The following is a 19,657-nucleotide window of genomic DNA, read 5'->3' on the forward strand; positions in this document are numbered from 1 at the left end:
ATGTGGTTAAAAACGCTGAAAATTAAACATTTTCGTAATTACCAGTCTGCAGAGGTTGATTTTGATCCTGGCCTTAATATCTTTCTGGGACAAAATGCACAAGGGAAAACCAATATTCTAGAAGCCATCTATTTTTTAGCCCTTACTCGCAGTCACCGAACCCGAACCGATAAGGATTTGATTCATTTCCAAGAAAAAAATCTTCAAATTTCAGGAATCATTGAAAAAACAACGGGTAAAATCCCACTTGACATCGAGTTGACACCAAAGGGGAGAATCACCAAAATAAATCATTTAAAACAAGGGAAATTATCCGATTATATAGGGGTTGTCAACGTTGTCTTGTTTGCTCCAGAAGATTTACAGCTCATTAAAGGCGCCCCTGCTTTACGTAGAAAATTTATTGATATTGAGCTTGGGCAAATCAAGCCCATCTACCTTGCTGATTTATCTAACTATAACCATGTACTTAAGCAGAGAAATGCTTATCTTAAGGCAAATGATAAGGTAGATGAAACCTTTCTCTCTGTTTTAGATGAGCAACTGATTGATTTTGGTTGTCGTGTCATGCAACATCGCTTAGACTTTATTGAAAAGCTAGAAGGTTTTGCTCAGGAAAGTCATAGTGATATTTCTCAAGGGAAAGAGAAATTGACAATCAAGTATTTATCCTCTGTTCCGTTTTCATGCCTCGAAGACTTGGAAGCTTTTTTTCGAGCAGGCTTATCAGAAAGTCGTAGACGCGATCTTTTCAAAAAAAATACAGGTGTTGGTCCTCACCGAGATGATATCAACTTTTTTATCAATGATATGGATGCCGGATTTGGTAGCCAAGGCCAACACCGTAGTGTTGTTCTATCTCTCAAGTTAGCTGAAATTAAACTAATCGAAAGCCTTACAAAAGATACTCCAATATTATTGCTTGACGATGTAATGAGCGAACTTGACAATATGCGTCAACTTAAATTGCTAGAAACTATCTCTCAAAATATCCAGACTTTCATCACGACAACCAGCTTAGATCACTTACATAATCTACCAGATGATATTAATATTTTTCAGATAAGTCAAGGCGTAATTAAGAAAGAAGAAAATATAGGTTTTACAAATGAGTAAAACAACTGTAAAGTGAATTTACAACTTTTGTAAACTAAAACAACCTTGTCAAGGAGTTGACAAGGTTGTTTTTCTTTATAATTCTATTGGACAGAGTAGTTTGGAGCTTCATTTGTGATTTGTACATCGTGAGGGTGACTTTCTTTCAAACCAGCACCACTCATCTCAATAAATTGAGCATTTTCATGAAGTTCTTGCAGATTAGCTGCACCGACATATCCCATACCAGAACGGATACCGCCCAACATTTGGAAGACGATATCTGCAGCGGCTCCTTTATAAGCTACACGCCCTTCAATTCCTTCTGGAACTAGCTTATTCGCTTCATTGACAGAGCCTTGGAAGTAGCGATCGCTGGAGCCTTTCTTCATAGCTGCGATAGAGCCCATTCCACGGTAAGTTTTAAATTTACGTCCTTGGAAGATTTCAGTTTCACCTGGCGCTTCGTCCGTTCCAGCAAACATGGAACCAAGCATGACTGCATTTCCACCTGCGGCAAGGGCTTTGACAATATCACCTGAATACTTGATGCCTCCGTCAGCAATGATGGTTTTTCCATATTCACGTGCAACTGCAGCTGCATCGTAGATTGCTGTTACTTGTGGCACACCGACACCGGCAATGACACGAGTTGTACAGATAGATCCTGGTCCAATTCCGACTTTTACTACATCAACACCGGCATCAAAGAGGGCGCGTGCACCTTCAGCAGTTGCAATATTTCCGGCAATCAAAGTGCGATCTGGGAAGTGAGCACGAATTTCAGCAATTTTACGTAGAACGCCAGCTGAATGACCATGGGCTGTATCAATAACAATGGCATCTGCTCCTGCTTCAAAGAGGGCCTCTGCACGTTCAAATGTATCTGAAGTGACACCTACCGCACCAGCAACTAGCAGACGACCAAACTCATCTTTTGCTGCATTTGGGAACTCAATCACTTTTTCAATATCTTTAATGGTGATGAGACCAGAAAGTCGACCGTTTTCATCTACTAAAGGTAGTTTTTCAATTCGGTGTTCTTGCAAGATTCTTTCAGCAGTTGCCAGATCAGTTCCGACTGGAGCTGTAACAAGATTTTCACTGGTCATGTGGTTGGAAATTGGTTGATTATAATCTGAAATAAAGCGTAAATCACGGTTGGTTAAGATACCGACTAATTTACGATTTTCCATCGTTTCAACCACGGGCACACCACTAATGCGGTAGCGCCCCATCAATTCATCTGCTTCAGCAATTGTATGATTAGGAGTCAGGAAGAATGGATCGATAATGACACCATTTTCAGAACGTTTTACCTTACGAACTTCATCAGCCTGCTGTGCAATAGACATATTTTTGTGGATGACACCTAGACCGCCGGCACGGGCAATGGCGATCGCCATTTGACTTTCGGTAACTGTATCCATAGCCGCAGTAATAATTGGGATATTTAATTTTAAATTCTCAGCAAGTTTTGTACTTAAATCAGCATCATTTGGCAACACGTGACTTTCAGCTGGAATAAGCAATACGTCATCAAAGGTAAAACCTTTTTTCAAAAATTTAGTGTCCCAGTTAGACATCCACAGTTTCCTCTTTTCTTATATATTGAGCAGGGCTCGTCTTTTTATTGTTAATATCATACCATTCTATAGGCATTTGTCAATGATTATTATGCAAAAATTAAAAACCATCTCTTTTGAAGGTAAAAGACGATGGTTTTTGATACAATCTGCTATTATTGTTCGTTATTTAAAGTAATTAATTCCCATTGCATTTTTGACTTCTGACAGGGTTTGTCCAGCAACTTGTCGAGCACGATCACTGCCTTCTTTCAGCATCTCATAGACTTGTCCCATGTCTTTTGCAAACTCGAGACGACGCTCTCTGATTGGTCCTAATTCCCGCTCTAAAATATCCAGGAGATAGCGTTTAGTTTTGACATCCCCCAGACCACCGCGTTGGTAGTGCTCTTTCATAGCTGTAATTTCAGCAGCATCTTCTGGCCGACCAAAAACATCCAGATAATGGAATACCATATTACCTTCGATTTTTCCTGGATCTTCAACTTTGATGTGGTCGGGATCGGTGTACATACTCATGACCTTTTTCTTGAGAGTATCCATGTCATCCGCTAGATAAATCCCATTGTTTAATGATTTTGACATTTTAGCATTACCATCAAGCCCTGGTAAACGCCCAGCTGCTTCATTTTCTGGATAGATGCCTTCTGGCTCCACCAAAACCTCACAGTCATAGGCATGATTGAAGGAACGAACAATTTCACGTGTCTGCTCAATCATCGGTTTTTGGTCATTTCCGACAGGTACATAGTTTGCCTTAAAAGCTGTAATATCCGCAGCTTGAGAGATAGGATAAACCAAAAATCCAGTTGGGATACTTTCTCCAAAACCTTTCTGAGCAATTTCTGTCTTGACAGTTGGATTGCGCTCTAATCGAGCTAAAGATACCAAATTCATGTAATACATTGACAACTCTGCCAACTCTGGAATCTGACTTTGGATAAAAATAGTCACTTTTTTCGGATCCAGTCCAGCTGCTAGATAATCTAAAGCTACATTGCCAATGGATTCTACAATTGTTTGTGGATCTTTCGCATGGTCTGTCAGAGCTTGTTGATCCGCTAGAAAAACAAACATCTCATACTTGTCTTGATTTTGTAAAAGGACACGGTTACGTAAGCTTCCTACATAATGACCAATATGTAATTTTCCAGTCGGACGGTCTCCGGTTAAAATAATAGGTTTTGTCATTGCTTGCTCCTCAATTAGTATTGCTCTCATTATATCATTTTCAAAGAAAATGCGGAAGAAGCTAGAAGAAAAAAGAAGAATCGCAGCTCAAAAAACAATTAATTGACAATATATTTACATTATCTTTACAAGATTGACAGCATGTTTATCTCTTAAAATAGTTTTTTATCCCATAATAATTTGAAAAAAGAAGAATTTTCTAGTAAAATGGAGGAGATTACATATATAGGAGAAAATCATTGCTTACAGTATCTGATGTGTCACTGCGTTTCAGTGATCGAAAATTATTTGATGAAGTAAATATTAAATTTACAGAAGGAAACACCTATGGTTTGATTGGAGCTAATGGTGCAGGTAAGTCTACCTTCTTGAAGATTTTAGCTGGGGATATTGAGCCAACGACAGGCCATATTTCTTTAGGGCCAGATGAGCGACTCTCTGTTTTGCGTCAAAATCATTTTGACTATGAGGATGAGCGGGTCATTGATGTCGTTATCATGGGGAACGAGCACCTTTACAGCATTATGAAAGAGAAAGATGCTATTTATATGAAGCCTGACTTCTCTGACGAGGATGGGGTTCGAGCAGCTGAGCTGGAAGGAGAATTTGCTGAGTTGGGTGGCTGGGAAGCTGAAAGTGAAGCTTCTCAATTGCTACAAAACCTCAATATTCCAGAAGACTTGCACTATCAAAATATGAGTGAATTGTCGAATGGCGACAAGGTTAAGGTCCTTCTTGCCAAGGCTCTTTTTGGTAAACCTGATGTCTTGCTTCTAGACGAGCCGACCAATGGTTTGGACATCCAGTCTATCACTTGGTTGGAAGATTTCTTGATTGATTTTGAGAATACAGTTATTGTCGTATCCCACGACCGTCACTTCTTAAATAAAGTTTGTACGCATATGGCTGACCTTGATTTTGGTAAGATCAAACTGTATGTCGGAAACTATGATTTCTGGAAAGAATCAAGTGAATTGGCAGCTAAGTTGCTCGCTGACCGAAATGCTAAGGCGGAAGAAAAAATTAAGCAATTGCAAGAGTTTGTGGCTCGCTTCTCTGCCAATGCTTCTAAGTCTAAACAGGCAACGTCTCGTAAAAAGATGCTGGATAAGATTGAATTGGAAGAAATTGTTCCGTCAAGTCGAAAATATCCATTTATCAGCTTTAAAGCGGAACGGGAAATCGGGAATGATCTCTTGACAGTAGAAAATCTTTCTGTCAAGATTGACGGCGAGACTATTCTTGACAATATCAGCTTTATCCTGCGTCCTGGCGATAAGACGGCTTTGATTGGACAAAATGATATTCAGACAACTGCCTTGATTCGTGCCTTGATGGGAGATATTGACTATGAGGGGACCATCAAATGGGGTGTCACAACCAGTCGTTCTTATTTGCCAAAAGATAATTCTCGTGACTTTGCTGGTGGTGAATCTATTCTTGACTGGCTTCGTCAATTTGCTAGTAAAGAAGAGGATGATAATACCTTCCTTCGAGGTTTCTTAGGTCGTATGCTTTTCTCTGGCGATGAGGTTAACAAGCCTGTCAACGTCTTGTCAGGTGGAGAAAAAGTTCGAGTTATGTTGTCTAAACTGATGCTTCTCAAGTCAAATGTTTTGGTTTTGGACGATCCGACTAATCACTTGGATCTGGAATCTATTTCTAGTCTTAATGATGGTTTAAAGAACTTTAAAGAGTCTATTATTTTTGCCAGCCATGACCATGAGTTTATTCAAACCTTGGCCAACCATATCATTGTTCTCTCAAAAAATGGTGTGATTGACCGCATTGACGAAACTTATGATGAATTTTTGGAAAATCAAGAAGTTCAGGCAAAAGTCAAAGAACTTTGGAAAGATTAATAAGTTGTCAATGTAAGTTGACAGAAGTTTACAGAGGCATGAAACAACGTTTCGGCCTCTTTCTCTATAAGAAACATGGAAAAAATCAGATATCTTTTTAAGAAAAATTGGCTTTATTTAGCTTCCTTCACCTTACCTTTTCTCATTATGTGTTTTGTTTATCTGAGTCAAGGTATCTACTGGGGTAGCGATACTTCTCCGCTACTTGGAGATGGCTTCCATCAATATGTCGTATTTGATACGACTTTGAGAAATATTCTTCACGGAACGGATAGTCTTTTTTACACGTTTTCAAGTGGATTGGGACAGAATTTCTATGCCCTATCTAGCTATTATCTAGGGAGTTTCCTTTCCCCCTTCGTCTACTTTTTCGATTTAAAATCAATGCCAGATGCGGTTTACTTGTTTACTCTTATTAAGTTTGGCTTGATTGGCTTGACAACTTGTATTAGCATAAAAGGGATCTTTAAAAAAATTCCAGAAACACTAATCTTGATTCTGTCGACCTCCTTTGCCTTGATGAGTTTCTCAGTTAGTCAACTAGAAATAAAAACTTGGTTAGATGTATTTATAGTAGTCCCCCTTATCATCTTTGGTTTACACAAGTTGATGAATGGACAAGGGAGAGTTTTATACTTTACAAGCTTGTCAATCCTCTTTATCCAAAACTATTATTTTGGTTATATGATGGCCTTGTTTTTAGTTCTTTGGTACCTCGTTCAGCTTTCTTGGGACTTTAAGGCTAGGATTCGGTCTTTTCCTGATTTTGCTATCGTGTCAATATTAGCAGGCCTTACTAGTTTAATTATGATTTTGCCGACTTATCTAGATCTGAGTTCACATGGTGAGACCTTGACAAAGGTTGAAGGCTTGTTTACTGAGAAAAGTTGGTATCTAGATATTTTTGCTAAAAATTTTATAGGAAGTTTTGACACAACTAAGTATGGCTCGATTCCTATGATTTATGTTGGTCTATTTCCTCTTATTTTAAGTATCTTATTTTTCACGATAAAAAGTATTAAGCTTCGCGTGAAACTGGCCTATATTTTCTTGATTGGCATTTTTATAGTGAGTTTTCGACTACAGTATTTGGATTTGCTTTGGCAAGGAATGCATGCGCCAAATATGTTTTTACATCGCTATTCTTGGCTCTTCTCACTTCTTATTATTTTGATGTCTGCAGAAACGCTCAATCGTTTGGAGGAGGTAAAATGGCGACAAGTATTCCTTAGCTTTCTACTCATTTCTTTTGGTTTTCTAGCCACTTTGCATTATAGAAAACACTATGATTTTCTTGGTCCTGAAAATTACATTTTTACCTTAGAGTTTTTCTTTGCCTATCTCTTAATCAGCTTCGCTTTTATTCGTTGTCACGTTAGGCAAAGGATGTTTACACTATCTTTACTGTTTTTTGTGGTTTTTGAGCTTACTTTAAACGCTTATTATCAGGTTGATGGGATTGCTAAAGAATGGGTTTTTGCAAGTCGTTCATCCTATTCGAAAAAGATGAACGAAATTGACAGTCTTATCAATTATAGTAAGAAAGAAAACAGAGATTTCTTTCGAACAGAGAGGCTTGATCCTCAGACTGGGAATGACAGTATGAAATTTAATTATAATGGAATTTCTCAATTCTCATCAGTCAGAAATACGCAAGCAAGCTCGACTTTAGATAAATTAGGGTTTAAATCAGCAGGAACTAATCTTAATCTCCGCTATCAAAATAATAGCATTTTGATGGATAGCCTTTTTGCTGTAAAGTATAACTTGTCTGAAAAAGACCCACAGAAATTTGGTTTTTCTGCAGAGAAGACTGAGCGGTCAATGACACTGTATGAAAATAATTATGCTTTGGGCTTGGCTTTCTTAAGTAATGATGTTTACAAAGATGTCAAGTTTACAAATTTAACGCTTGACAATCAAACAGCCTTTTTAAATCAATTATCAGGTTTGAATCATAAATATTATGAGCGAATTTCTATAGCTGGTAATGAGGAAAAAACTGAAGGGAAAGTAACTGCAAGCATCGAAAATGACACTCAATTAAGCTATGCTAGCGTCACTTATACAATTGAGGTGCCTGCAGGTAGTCAAGTCTATGTCAATCTTGCAGATCTTGATTTTTCAAACGATAATCAAACCGATGTCAATATCACTGTAAATGGAATCACGAATCGTTACCCGACTCATAATGTTTTTCCATTTTTAAATATTGGCTACTTTAAGGAGGCACAGACGGTTTCTATCCAATTTTCTTTTCCAGAGAATCGGACTGTTTCTTTTAACCAGCCAGAGTTTTTCTCTGTGGATGTGAATAAATATCAGCAACTCATAAGTAAATTGAAAGAACAAGAAGTTTCTGTGACGACAAAATCCAATACGGTAACGGTTGATTATCATGCGGATAGAGATAGTTCTCTCTTTTTCACCATTCCTTACGATAAGGGCTGGACAGCCAGTGTAGATGGCAAGAAGGTTCCGTTAAAACGTGCGCAAAACGGTTTTATGAAACTTGATGTGAGTAGAGGAGCGGGTAGAGTTACCCTATCATTTGTTCCAAGGGGATTAAAGGAAGGAACTGCAGCTTTCTTTTTAGGAATAGTTTTATTTTTCTTCTACGATAGAGTTCGATTTAAATGGAGCAAAAAACATAGAGATAGTTCAGCATAGCCTTTACATCATCAAAAAACTTTAGAATATAGGTCTGTTTTTACAAGTTCTTCAATAGTCTGTAATATAATTCATCAAAGTAATAAGATTCTGTAATACTTTTGCTTTAGGATAGATATATCACAGAAAAGGAGAATTCTAAACATGAATTTGTATTTTAAAAATAGAATGATGAGAGCAGGCTTACTCAGTTTGATGGCAGGAGCTGCTGCTTTGCTTCCGATTGTAGCCAATGCAGAAAGTTATACTGTCAAGTCAGGTGATACCTTGTCCGCGATTGCTGCTTCTCATCAGACGACTGTTGACAAGATTGCGCAAAAAAACAAGATTAGCAATATCAATCTGATTAGTGTTGGCCAGGTTTTAGAACTGAACGATGATGTATCTGAGCAGGTGACTGTTGAAAAATCAGATAAGGCTGAGCAATCTACTGTAAACCCAAGTTCTGACTTGAGTGCTGAGGATGCAGAGGCTAAGGAGTGGATTGCTCAAAAAGAATCCAGCGGCAGTTATACAGCGCAAAATGGGCAATACTATGGTCGCTATCAGTTGACTATCACCTATCTAAATGGAGATTTATCACCAGAAAATCAAGAGAAGACAGCGGATGCTTATGTAGCAGGTCGCTATGGCTCATGGTCGGCTGCTAAAAGTTTCTGGTTAGCAAATGGCTGGTATTAAAACTTTATTTAGAAATATGTTTATAGGGACTGGAATTTGCATTCTAGTTCCTTTTTTATAATTATTAGTACATTTTTGGTTGGGATATGATGTTTTGCATCAAGTTATTTACAATGCTGTAAACTTACTTGACAACTTGAAATACTCATCAGATTGAGCCAAAGGTTATCCGTTGTTCTCCTTGCTAAATCATGCTATAATAGACCTTGCTCAAGCGACCTTCAATCGTTGAAAGCACAGCACGACCTTCAATCGTGAAATAACGAAAAGATGGGAGAACATAATGAGTGATAACTCTAAGACTCGTGTCGTCGTTGGTATGAGCGGAGGTGTCGATTCATCAGTAACTGCTTTACTCTTGAAAGAGCAAGGTTATGATGTGATTGGCATCTTCATGAAAAACTGGGACGACACAGATGAATTTGGTGTCTGCACGGCCACAGAAGACTACAAGGATGTAGCAGCTGTTGCAGACCAGATCGGTATTCCTTACTACTCTGTCAACTTTGAGAAAGAGTATTGGGATCGCGTTTTTGAATACTTCTTGGCGGAATACCGCGCTGGTAGGACTCCGAATCCAGATGTTATGTGTAACAAGGAAATTAAGTTTAAAGCCTTCCTTGACTACGCCTTGACACTGGGAGCGGATTATGTTGCAACGGGTCACTATGCTCAGGTGAAGAGAGACCAAGATGGTCTAGTCCATATGTTACGTGGCAAAGACAACAATAAGGATCAGACTTACTTTTTAAGTCAACTGTCACAGGAACAATTGCAAAAGACCATGTTTCCTCTAGGGCATTTAGAAAAACCAGAAGTTCGGGAGATTGCTGAAAGAGCCGGCTTAGCCACTGCTAAGAAAAAAGACTCGACCGGTATTTGCTTCATTGGTGAGAAGAATTTTAAAGAATTTCTGAGTCAATACTTACCAGCCCAGCCTGGTCGCATGATGACTATGGAAGGCCGAGATATGGGTCAGCATGCAGGTTTAATGTATTATACCATTGGCCAGCGGGGTGGTCTTGGAATTGGTGGTCAGCAGGGTGGTGACAACGAGCCTTGGTTTGTGGTTGGAAAAGACCTTAGCCAAAATATTCTTTATGTCGGTCAAGGATTTTATCATGACAACTTAATGTCAACTAGTCTTGACGCTAGTCAGGTTCATTTCACAAAAGAAATGCCAGAAGAATTTACTATGGAATGTACAGCTAAGTTTCGCTACCGTCAGCCAGACTCTAAGGTGACAGTTACTGTAAAGGGTGACAAGGCAGTTGTCAACTTTGATCAGCCACAGAGGGCTGTTACTCCAGGCCAAGCAGTTGTCTTCTATGATGGAGATGAGTGTTTAGGTGGTGGCTTGATTGACAGAGCTTATAAGAATGGTCAAGTCTTGCAGTACATTTAAGTAACTACAAGAGGAACGAGAATGTTTCAATTTTTTAAGAAAAAGACTGATAAGAAGGACGGCCTTGAAACTCTTTCTGACTACAAGAAGCAGTATTTGCATGAGAAAACGACAGAATCTATAGAGGCATTGTTTAAGGTATTAAAGCAATCTAAGGTTTGGGTTCCTTTCAATGCCTATCTAATGGATGAGAGTGAAGGTCAAGAAGGTGTTCGCCTAAAACCCGATATTCTGCAAAAGGGAGATGATTATTTCTATCCCTGTTTCTCAAGCGAGCAAGAGATTCCAAAAGAATACTATGATCGCTTTTCTTGGTTGCAACTACCTGTAACAGACTGTTTATTTGCAGCAGAAGGCAGAGGGAGATTTCCATTAAGAGGGATTGTCCTGGATGCATTCTCTGAATCTGTCGAGATTGATAAAGAAGCTTTTGAAGCGATTCGCCAATCTTAGTTGCTTTAGATTGACAATTTCGCTCAATTTGCTAAAATAAGATAAGCAATACCTATGATGGTCAAAGCTCATGGATGTTGCAGGCTTTTTTGTCCTGCACTTCTAGAGACTTGGCCTTTTTTGGTGAAAAAATGAAGGAAAAAGAAATGACACACAATTTTACTGAAAGTTATGATATTGTCGTGATTGGAGCAGGGCACGCTGGAGTTGAGGCGTCTCTGGCTGCCAGTCGCATGGGATGTAAAGTTTTGCTAGCAACTATCAATATTGAGATGCTGGCTTTTATGCCCTGTAATCCCTCGATCGGAGGATCCGCAAAAGGCATTGTCGTTCGTGAAGTAGATGCTTTGGGCGGGGAGATGGCCAAGAATATTGACAAGAGCTATATCCAGATGAAAATGCTCAATACTGGCAAAGGACCTGCAGTTCGTGCTCTTAGAGCGCAAGCGGATAAAGAGCTCTATTCCAAAGAAATGCGGAAGACTGTTGAAAATCAAGAAAATCTGACTTTGCGACAAACCATGATTAATGAAATCTTGGTTGAAGATGGTAAAGTAATTGGTGTTAAAACAGCGACGCAACAGGAATATGCAGCTAAAGCTGTTATTGTGACGACTGGAACAGCCTTACGGGGAGAAATTATCATTGGCGACCTCAAGTATTCGTCTGGTCCAAACCATAGCTTGGCAGCCATTCCTTTAGCAGATAACCTGCAGGATCTAGGTTTTGAAATTGGCCGTTTTAAAACCGGAACACCTCCGCGTGTCAAGGCCTCATCTATCAATTATGATGTGACCGAGATTCAGCCAGGTGATGAAAAAGCCAATCATTTTTCATACACCTCTCGTGATGAGGACTATGTGAAAGATCAAGTGCCTTGCTGGTTGACTTATACCAATGCAGAAAGTCATGAAATTATCCAAAATAACCTGCACCGTGCTCCTATGTTTTCAGGTATCGTTAAAGGAGTAGGGCCACGTTATTGTCCGTCTATTGAGGATAAGATCGTCCGTTTTGCGGATAAGGAACGCCACCAGCTTTTCTTAGAGCCTGAGGGTCGTGATACGGAAGAAGTTTATGTGCAAGGGCTGTCAACCAGTCTGCCAGAAGATGTACAGAAGGATTTGGTTCACTCTATCAAGGGGCTAGAAAATGCTGAGATGATGCGGACAGGTTATGCCATTGAGTACGACATGATTATGCCTCACCAGTTGCGGGCAACCTTAGAAACCAAGAAAATTTCAGGACTCTTTACAGCAGGCCAAACCAATGGAACTTCTGGTTATGAAGAAGCTGCAGGACAAGGGATTATCGCTGGGATTAATGCGGCCTTGAAGATCCAAGGGAAGCCAGAGTTGATCTTGAAGCGTAGTGATGGTTACATTGGAGTCATGATTGATGATTTGGTGACCAAGGGGACTGTAGAACCTTATCGCCTCTTGACTAGTCGAGCTGAATACCGTTTGATTCTCCGCCATGACAATGCTGATATGCGTTTAACAGAGATTGGCCGAGAAATTGGTTTGGTAGATGATGAGCGCTGGGCTCGTTTCGAGATTAAAAAGAATCAATTTGACAACGAGATGAAGCGATTGGAATCCATCAAGTTGAAACCTGTCAAGGAAACCAATGCTAAGATAGAAGCGCTTGGCTTTAAAGCTCTGACAGATGCAGTGACAGCCAAAGAATTTATGCGGCGACCGGAAGTGTCTTATCAAGATGTGGTTCAATTCATTGGTCCAGCGGCAGAAGAATTGGATGAAAAGATTATCGAGCTAATTGAGACAGAGATTAAGTACGAAGGTTATATTTCTAAAGCCCTTGATCAGGTTGAAAAGATGAAACGCATGGAAGAAAAGCGGATTCCAGCTAATATTGACTGGGATGATATTGACTCGATCGCGACAGAAGCAAGACAGAAGTTTAAGAAAATCAATCCAGAAACGATTGGTCAGGCAAGCCGTATTTCGGGTGTCAATCCAGCAGATATTTCTATTTTGATGGTTTACTTAGAAGGCAAGTCTAGAAGCATTTCTAAAAATAAAGCAAAATCATAGCCATATTAACGTACTATCTTATTGATAGTACGTTTTTATATAGCTTACAGAATTGTAAATGTCTGTTTACAAAAGATCTCTTTTATATAGAGAAGCTTTTACAACTAATGTCAACTTTTTGTTTAATAAAATTTACAAGATTTACACATCTTGTAAATTAATTGTGAATGTTTATTTGAGAATAGATCCGAGATTTGAGTCTTTCTTGCTTTACAAGTATTCAAGGGCAGTGAAAACTCGCTTTTTTTAAGAAAATATGGTAAAATGGCGCAATAAGAGGTTTTTTAATGAAAAGAATTCGTTTTTCCCCGAGCCACTTTGCGATAGTGGGTTTTACTTCCTTTATCATATTAGCTATTTGTCTACGCCTTTTTGGTGATAGTTTGCCTATGCTGGTGTCTCTTTTCATAGTGCTGGTGCTCTTGGTTTGGCTATTTATACAGCAGCAAAGAGTGACCGAATTGGACGAGCTTGAGCAGATTCGTTATGTCAATCATCAAGCAGAGGGAAGTTTAGCTTCTTTGTTGGATAAGATGCCAGTTGGTGTGATTAAAATCAATGAAAATAGTGGAGATGTGGACTGGTTCAATCCTTATGCTGAATTGATTTTTACAACGGATGATGGGGAGCTAAATAGTGATCTCCTGCAAGAAATTATCCAGCTTGCTGCTTCGAAATCGGGTAGCTACGCAACAGTAGGAGATAACCAGTATTCTGTTTATTTTGATTCGGCTTCTAGTGTCCTGTACTTTTTTGATGCATCAAGTGAGTATGAAGCAACAGTTGGGCTCGTTACGACGCGACCAGTTATCGGTGTTGTCTCAGTTGATAATTATGATGATTTGGAAGATGCTGTATCAGATTCAGATATCAGTCATATCAATAGCTTTGTAGCTAACTTTGTAGCAGAGTTTTCTGAGCAATTTCATATGTTCTACCGTCGGGTAGGAATGGATCGTTATTATCTTTTCACGGATTATACGGTTTTGGAACAACTGATGGATAGTAAATTTTCGATCATTGATCAATTTCGGACAGAAGCCAAGAATCGAAAACTTCCTCTGACGCTTAGTATGGGCTTTTCTTACGGGGATGGTAAGCATGATGAAATTGGTAAGATTGCCCTCCTTAATCTTAACCTAGCTGAGGTCCGGGGTGGTGACCAAGCGGTTGTCAAAGAGAATGATGAGACCAAGAATCCAGTTTACTTTGGTGGTGGAACGGCTGCATCTGTCAAACGTACACGTACGCGTACGAGGGCTATGATGGCAGCTATTTCAGATAAAATCAAGAGTGTAGATCAGGTTTTCGTGGTTGGTCATCGCAATCTTGATTTGGATGCCTTAGGTTCCGCGGTGGGTATGCAGCTTTTTGCTAGCAATATCATTGAGAAAGCCTATGTTGTGTATGATGACCAACAGATGGGCTCGGATATCTATCGCTCTATTCAAAAATTGACATCAGAAGGCGCTGATTATCTTTTGCCGATATCGGAAGCTGTAAACCGAGTGACCAGTCGCTCACTCTTAATAATGGTGGACCACTCGAAGTTGGCCTTAACGCTTTCAAGAGAATTATTTGATCGATTTAGTCAGACGATTGTGGTGGACCATCATCGTCGCGATGAGGATTTTCCTGAAAATGCAGTCATCGCCTATATCGAAAGTGGAGCTAGCAGTGCCAGCGAATTGGTAACGGAGCTGATTCAGTTTCAAAATTCCAAGAAAAATCGCCTGAATAAAATTCAAGCTAGCCTGCTCATGGCTGGGATTATGCTGGACACCAAGAATTTTACCTCCAGAGTAACGAGTAGAACCTTTGATGTAGCCAGTTATTTGCGGGCTCGGGGTAGTGATAGTGTAGTCATTCAGGATATTTCTTCGACGAATTTTGAAGAGTATAGAGCAGTCAATGAGCTGATTTTGACAGGTAAGAAGCTTTTGCCAAATGTGATTGTAGCAGCGGGTGCTGAAAATGCCAGCTATGATACAGTCGTCATCAGTAAGGCGGCTGATACCATGCTTGCCATGTCGGGCATTGAAGCAACCTTTGTGGTCAGCAGGAATACTGAGGGTTACGTATCCATTTCAGCTCGTAGTCGCAGTAAGATCAATGTTCAGCGGATTATGGAGAAAATGGGTGGTGGCGGCCACTTTAATCTAGCAGCAGCGCAAGTTAGCGATCAAACAGTTGCTGAAGTCACTCAACGTCTAAATCAAGAGATTATGGATCAAGTGATGGATAATGAGGAATCAATAGAAAAGGAGAAATAAAATGAAAGTTATTTTTTTAGAGGATGTAAAAGGAAAAGGGAAAAAAGGGGAAATCAAGGAAGTACCTACTGGCTATGCTCAAAATTTCCTGATTAAGAAAAATCTGGCTAAGGAAGCCAATGCACAAGCTATCGGTGAGCTGAGAGGAAAGCAAAAATCTCAGGAAAAGGCTCATGCAGAGATGGTGGCAGAAGCACAAGCCATTAAAGCTAAGTTGGAAGAAGAAGCAACGGTTGTTGCTTTTACAGAGAAGGTCGGCCCAGACGGACGGACTTTCGGTTCGATTACTAATAAAAAAATTGCTGATGAACTACAAAAGCAATTTGGTCTAAAAATTGATAAACGGAATATCAAGGTTGATTCTCCCATTCGTTCGATTGGTTTGATTGATGTTCCTGTAAAGATTTACCAAGATGTGACAAGTGTGATTCGCCTGCGAGTTACGGAAGGGTAAAAAGAATTAAAGGAAGGATTCACCTATGGCAGAGATTGATGAGTTGCGAGCTCAGCCTCAAGATATTTTAGCAGAACAGTCTGTACTAGGGGCCATTTTCATCGATGAGAGCAAACTGGTCTTTGTCCGTGAATATATTGAGCCTGGGGATTTCTTTAAATATGCCCATCGGCTGATTTTTAAGGCCATGATTGACTTGGCAGATCGTGGGGATGCTATTGATGCGACCACCGTTCGCAATATTTTGGATAGCCAAGGAGACTTGCAGAATATTGGCGGACTGAGCTATCTGGTGGAGGTCGTTAACTCTGTACCGACTTCTGCCAATGCAGAGTACTATGCCAAGATCGTTTCTGAAAAAGCAATCTTACGCCGCCTGATTTCACGCTTGACAGAATCCATCAACCAAGCCTATGACGGTGAGAGACCATCAGAGGAAATCATTGCAGGAGCAGAAAAGGCTCTGATTGATGTCAGTGAAACGGCCAGCCGCAGTGGGTTTAAAAATATTCAAGATATTCTAAATCTTAACTTTGCTAATCTAGAAGCCCGTTCTCAGCAAACTACTGATATTACAGGGATTGCGACGGGTTACCGTGAGCTGGATAAGATGACGACTGGTTTGCACGAAGAAGAGTTAATCATCCTAGCTGCTCGTCCTGCGGTCGGAAAGACGGCCTTTGCCCTCAATATCGCCCAGAATATCGGGACCAAGCTGGATAAGACGGTGGCTATCTTCTCCCTAGAAATGGGGGCAGAGAGCCTGGTGGATCGGATGCTGGCTTCAGAGGGAGTGATTAATTCTCACTCTATCCGTACGGGGCAACTGACAGATGAAGAGTGGCAGAAATATACCATTGCGACAGCGAATCTGGCCAATGCTAGTATCTATATTGATGACACGCCAGGGATTCGGATTACGGAGATTCGTTCGCGAGCTCGTAAGCTATCTCAAGAGACAGGCAATCTTGGCCTGATTTTAATTGACTACCTGCAATTGATTACAGGAACGGGTCGTGAAAACCGTCAACAGGAAGTTTCGGAAATTTCTCGCCAGCTTAAGATTTTAGCGAAGGAGCTCAAGGTGCCGGTTATTGCGCTGAGTCAGCTCTCGCGTGGCGTGGAGCAGCGGCAGGACAAGCGCCCAGTACTATCTGATATTCGGGAGTCTGGGTCTATCGAGCAGGATGCGGATATCGTAGCCTTTCTTTACCGAGATGACTATTATGAACGGGCCGGTGAGGAAGAGGAAGGCATTCCTAACAACAAGGTTGAAGTCATTATTGAGAAAAACCGGAGCGGAGCGCGTGGTACGGTTGAGCTAATTTTCCAAAAAGAATATAATAAATTTTCAAGTATTTCTAAAAGAGAGGATGTATAGTATGAGTGATGCATTTACAGATGTAGCAAAAATGAAGAAAATCAAGGAGGACATCAAGGCTCACGAGGGGCAGATGGTGGAAATGACCTTGGAAAATGGCCGTAAGCGCCAAAAAAGTAAACAAGGTCGTTTGATTGAAGTTTATCCTTCTCTCTTTATCGTTGAGTATGAAAATGAAGGGGGGCAGCCGGGTGAAATTGCCAACACCTATGTGGAGTCCTATACTTACTCAGATATTTTGACAGAGAAAAATTTAATTCGCTATTTTGACTAAGAATAATAGGTGATTCCAGAACTTTGTATTGCTTCCTAGAGTTGGGTAAAACCCAACTTTGAGGAACAGTTCATTTCTGGGATTTTTCTTAACCTAAACATGCTATACTAAGGATGGTTAAGATCAGCCGAATGGTGTATCTGCGAAGGCATGAGCTAGAACTTACGAAAGCTCCTACATATAGAGAAAGGGCTGGTGAAAGAAATGATAAAAAATTTGGTTTTTGACTTAGGAAATGTCTTGATTGAATGGAATTCTGAAAAAATCTTGACCTCTTTCGAACCTGAGAAAGAGCGTCGACAGATTCTTAGACAGGCTATTTTTGATTCGGGTGTCTGGCATCAAACAGACAAGGGAGAGTTGAGCTTGAAAGAAGCCTGTGACGAAGTGCTAGTTCAGCTGGATGACTCCTACCATCCTGTTGTTCAGAATATCTTCTACAATTGGTATGAGGTTGTGGAGGTTTACAGTGGTTTACAGGAAAAGATTCGACTATGGGCTAATCAAGGTTATCGCATTTACATCCTGTCAACTACTTGCGAGATTTTTTACCGTATTGAAAAAGCTGGTTCGCTGCTCATCTTTCCACTGCTGTCAGGCTATATCCTTTCCTCAGAAGTTGGGGTTGTCAAGCCAGAGCCAGAGATTTATCAAAAGCTACTAAAAAAGTATAGTCTTGATCCGACAGAGTCAGTCTTTATTGACGACATCCAGGCTAACTTGGATACGGCAGCTGAACTGGGTTTTGAAACCATCTTATCCACAAGCGAGCCAAAGAATATCAGGGCTATGGAGTCTTTGTTGGCTACGAAAGGAGAGTTTGGCTAGTTGATGATCGTTTGCTTCACTTATCGTTGAAAAGTAGTGAGTCCAAGCTCCAATCTTGACATTTGCTGATGATTGCGTTATCATAATCCTATATATGGGAGTCTGTGTACAGTCTGAGAGGAAGTGTAAGCTTCGACCGCACCTGATCTGGGTAATGCCAGCGTAGGGAATTGTATTTGTAAAGACCTTGTGGTTTTGCTAAAATGGTGAATTATTCACCAATCTTTAGTTTACTGATGCATGCAACACCTTTTCCATATTGGAGAAGGTGTTTTTGTATGGAAAGTAAGGTGTTTATAAAGGGAGCTCGCTGTCTTTTTGTTTAAAAACCAAGTTATTTTCTTGTGAATTTTAATCCTATCTGTCTACATTATTCTCAGATGAAGCATGAAAGTAAGGAGGTGAAGAGATGAAAGCCAGCATTGCTTTACAAATTCTTCCTTTGTCACATGATGTGAATCGTTTGGCAGTCATAGAGGAAGTAATTGAGTTTTTGCAAAAACAGCCAGTGAAGATGGTCGTGACGCCTTTTGAGACCGTTCTAGAAGGGGAATGGGAGACCTTATTTCCTATTCTGCAGCAGGCGATTGAGCTTGCAGGCACTCAGGCAGACAATGTTTTTGCTAATGTGAAAATAAACTATGGAAAGATTTTAAGTATTGATGAAAAACTTGAAAAATATCCTGCGGCAGCAGATTAGCCTTTTGGGTATGCTGGGAATCCTTGTCATCTGGCAGGTCATGGGCTGGCTCAAGCTCTTGCCCAAGTTTATCCTGCCGACGCCTCTGGAAATCGGTCAGGCCTTTATCAGAGATGCGAGCTTTCTAGCAATTCATAGCTGGGCCACCTTAAAAGTAGCCTTGCTGGGGTTAGTCTTGGGTGTCATCTTGGCCTGTATATTAGCCGTGCTCATGGACAGCATGAGCTGGCTCAATGATCTGATCTACCCCATGATGGTCGTGGTGCAGACGATTCCGACCATTGCTTTGGCGCCAATTCTGGTTCTCTGGCTGGGTTATGGGATTTTGCCCAAGATTGTGCTCATTATTCTGACGACGACTTTTCCGATTATCGTCAGTATTCTGGACGGTTTTCGGCATTGTGATAGAGATACTCTGACTCTCTTTGAGCTTATGCAGGCCAATCGCTGGCAGATTCTCTTGCATTTTAAGATTCCAGCTAGTCTGCCCTATTTCTATGCGGGCTTGCGCGTCAGTGTTTCCTACGCCTTTATCACGACCGTTGTTTCCGAATGGCTGGGCGGTTTCGAAGGTTTGGGTGTTTACATGATTCAGTCCAAGAAACTTTTCCAGTATGACACCATGTTTGCTATTATCATATTGGTTTCGGTTATCAGTCTTCTGGGGATGAAGCTGGTAGCTGTCAGTGAAAAATATGTCATTAAATGGAAATAGGAGCTCAGCTCTGCTATTTCCAAAAAAGAAAA

Annotated in this window: 16 protein-coding genes and 1 riboswitch; of the genes, 14 read left to right on the forward strand and 2 right to left on the reverse strand. The window is 40.4% G+C overall.

From position 1 onward, the window contains the following. Positions 1–1,116, forward strand: coding sequence for a DNA replication/repair protein RecF (recF, locus tag FZ954_RS08940; RefSeq protein WP_148878122.1), 1,116 nt, complete (start codon positions 1–3; stop codon positions 1,114–1,116). Positions 1,117–1,199: 83 nt separating this feature from the next. On the opposite strand, the gene guaB is transcribed toward recF, so the two are convergent. Both guaB and trpS read right to left on the reverse strand, forming a co-directional pair. Then, a complete protein-coding gene (guaB, locus tag FZ954_RS08945; RefSeq protein WP_005591397.1) occupies positions 1,200–2,681 on the reverse strand; it encodes an IMP dehydrogenase in 1,482 nt (493 codons plus the stop codon). A gap of 165 nt (positions 2,682–2,846) precedes the next feature. Next, complete coding sequence (gene trpS / locus FZ954_RS08950; RefSeq protein ID WP_148878123.1) at positions 2,847–3,872, reverse strand: tryptophan--tRNA ligase; 1,026 nt, start codon at positions 3,870–3,872, stop codon at positions 2,847–2,849. Between the two features lie 239 nt (positions 3,873–4,111). Here trpS and FZ954_RS08955 point away from each other — a divergent pair, with 239 nt between their 5' ends. The 13 genes from FZ954_RS08955 to FZ954_RS09015 all read left to right on the forward strand — a co-directional run bounded on the left by FZ954_RS08955 (position 4,112) and on the right by FZ954_RS09015 (position 19,625). Further along, the gene (locus tag FZ954_RS08955; RefSeq protein ID WP_045499935.1) at positions 4,112–5,734 is read left to right on the forward strand and encodes an ATP-binding cassette domain-containing protein; all 1,623 of its coding nucleotides are present in this window, start codon (positions 4,112–4,114) and stop codon (positions 5,732–5,734) included. 75 nt (positions 5,735–5,809) lie between these two features. Beyond that, positions 5,810–8,404 (forward strand): YfhO family protein, encoded by a 2,595-nt coding sequence (locus FZ954_RS08960; protein ID WP_148878124.1) that lies wholly within the window; start codon positions 5,810–5,812, stop codon positions 8,402–8,404. A 144-nt stretch (positions 8,405–8,548) separates the two neighbouring features. After that, positions 8,549–9,085: a LysM peptidoglycan-binding domain-containing protein gene (locus FZ954_RS08965; RefSeq protein ID WP_148878125.1), complete on the forward strand. Its 537-nt coding sequence runs from the start codon at positions 8,549–8,551 to the stop codon at positions 9,083–9,085. Positions 9,086–9,368: 283 nt separating this feature from the next. Further along, positions 9,369–10,490: a tRNA 2-thiouridine(34) synthase MnmA gene (mnmA, locus tag FZ954_RS08970; RefSeq protein WP_148878126.1), complete on the forward strand. Its 1,122-nt coding sequence runs from the start codon at positions 9,369–9,371 to the stop codon at positions 10,488–10,490. A 21-nt stretch (positions 10,491–10,511) separates the two neighbouring features. Then, complete coding sequence (locus FZ954_RS08975; protein ID WP_148878127.1) at positions 10,512–10,943, forward strand: SseB family protein; 432 nt, start codon at positions 10,512–10,514, stop codon at positions 10,941–10,943. A 146-nt stretch (positions 10,944–11,089) separates the two neighbouring features. Further along, entirely contained in the window at positions 11,090–13,000 is a 1,911-nt protein-coding gene (gene mnmG / locus FZ954_RS08980) for a tRNA uridine-5-carboxymethylaminomethyl(34) synthesis enzyme MnmG (RefSeq protein ID WP_148878128.1), read from the forward strand. A gap of 287 nt (positions 13,001–13,287) precedes the next feature. Further along, the gene (locus FZ954_RS08985) at positions 13,288–15,273 is read left to right on the forward strand and encodes a DHH family phosphoesterase (protein ID WP_187423357.1); all 1,986 of its coding nucleotides are present in this window, start codon (positions 13,288–13,290) and stop codon (positions 15,271–15,273) included. Position 15,274: 1 nt separating this feature from the next. Further along, entirely contained in the window at positions 15,275–15,727 is a 453-nt protein-coding gene (rplI, locus tag FZ954_RS08990; RefSeq protein ID WP_005591407.1) for a 50S ribosomal protein L9, read from the forward strand. Positions 15,728–15,752: 25 nt separating this feature from the next. Beyond that, entirely contained in the window at positions 15,753–17,108 is a 1,356-nt protein-coding gene (gene dnaB / locus FZ954_RS08995; protein WP_005592121.1) for a replicative DNA helicase, read from the forward strand. A gap of 1 nt (position 17,109) precedes the next feature. Next, positions 17,110–17,382 (forward strand): Veg family protein, encoded by a 273-nt coding sequence (locus FZ954_RS09000; protein WP_005592064.1) that lies wholly within the window; start codon positions 17,110–17,112, stop codon positions 17,380–17,382. Positions 17,383–17,586: 204 nt separating this feature from the next. Continuing rightward, positions 17,587–18,210 (forward strand): HAD family phosphatase, encoded by a 624-nt coding sequence (locus FZ954_RS09005; protein ID WP_187423358.1) that lies wholly within the window; start codon positions 17,587–17,589, stop codon positions 18,208–18,210. 84 nt (positions 18,211–18,294) lie between these two features. Further along, positions 18,295–18,397: riboswitch (TPP riboswitch) on the forward strand. Between the two features lie 222 nt (positions 18,398–18,619). After that, positions 18,620–18,910, forward strand: coding sequence for a thiamine-binding protein (locus FZ954_RS09010; RefSeq protein ID WP_045499954.1), 291 nt, complete (start codon positions 18,620–18,622; stop codon positions 18,908–18,910). Further along, on the forward strand, positions 18,873–19,625 hold the full coding sequence (locus tag FZ954_RS09015) for an ABC transporter permease (protein ID WP_148878130.1): 753 nt from the start codon (positions 18,873–18,875) through the stop codon (positions 19,623–19,625). The genes FZ954_RS09010 and FZ954_RS09015 overlap by 38 nt, the downstream gene beginning before the upstream one ends. Positions 19,626–19,657 lie beyond the last annotated feature (32 nt).

This window comes from Streptococcus sp. Marseille-P7375 (assembly GCF_902460365.1).
GTDB lineage: Bacteria > Bacillota > Bacilli > Lactobacillales > Streptococcaceae > Streptococcus > Streptococcus cristatus_I.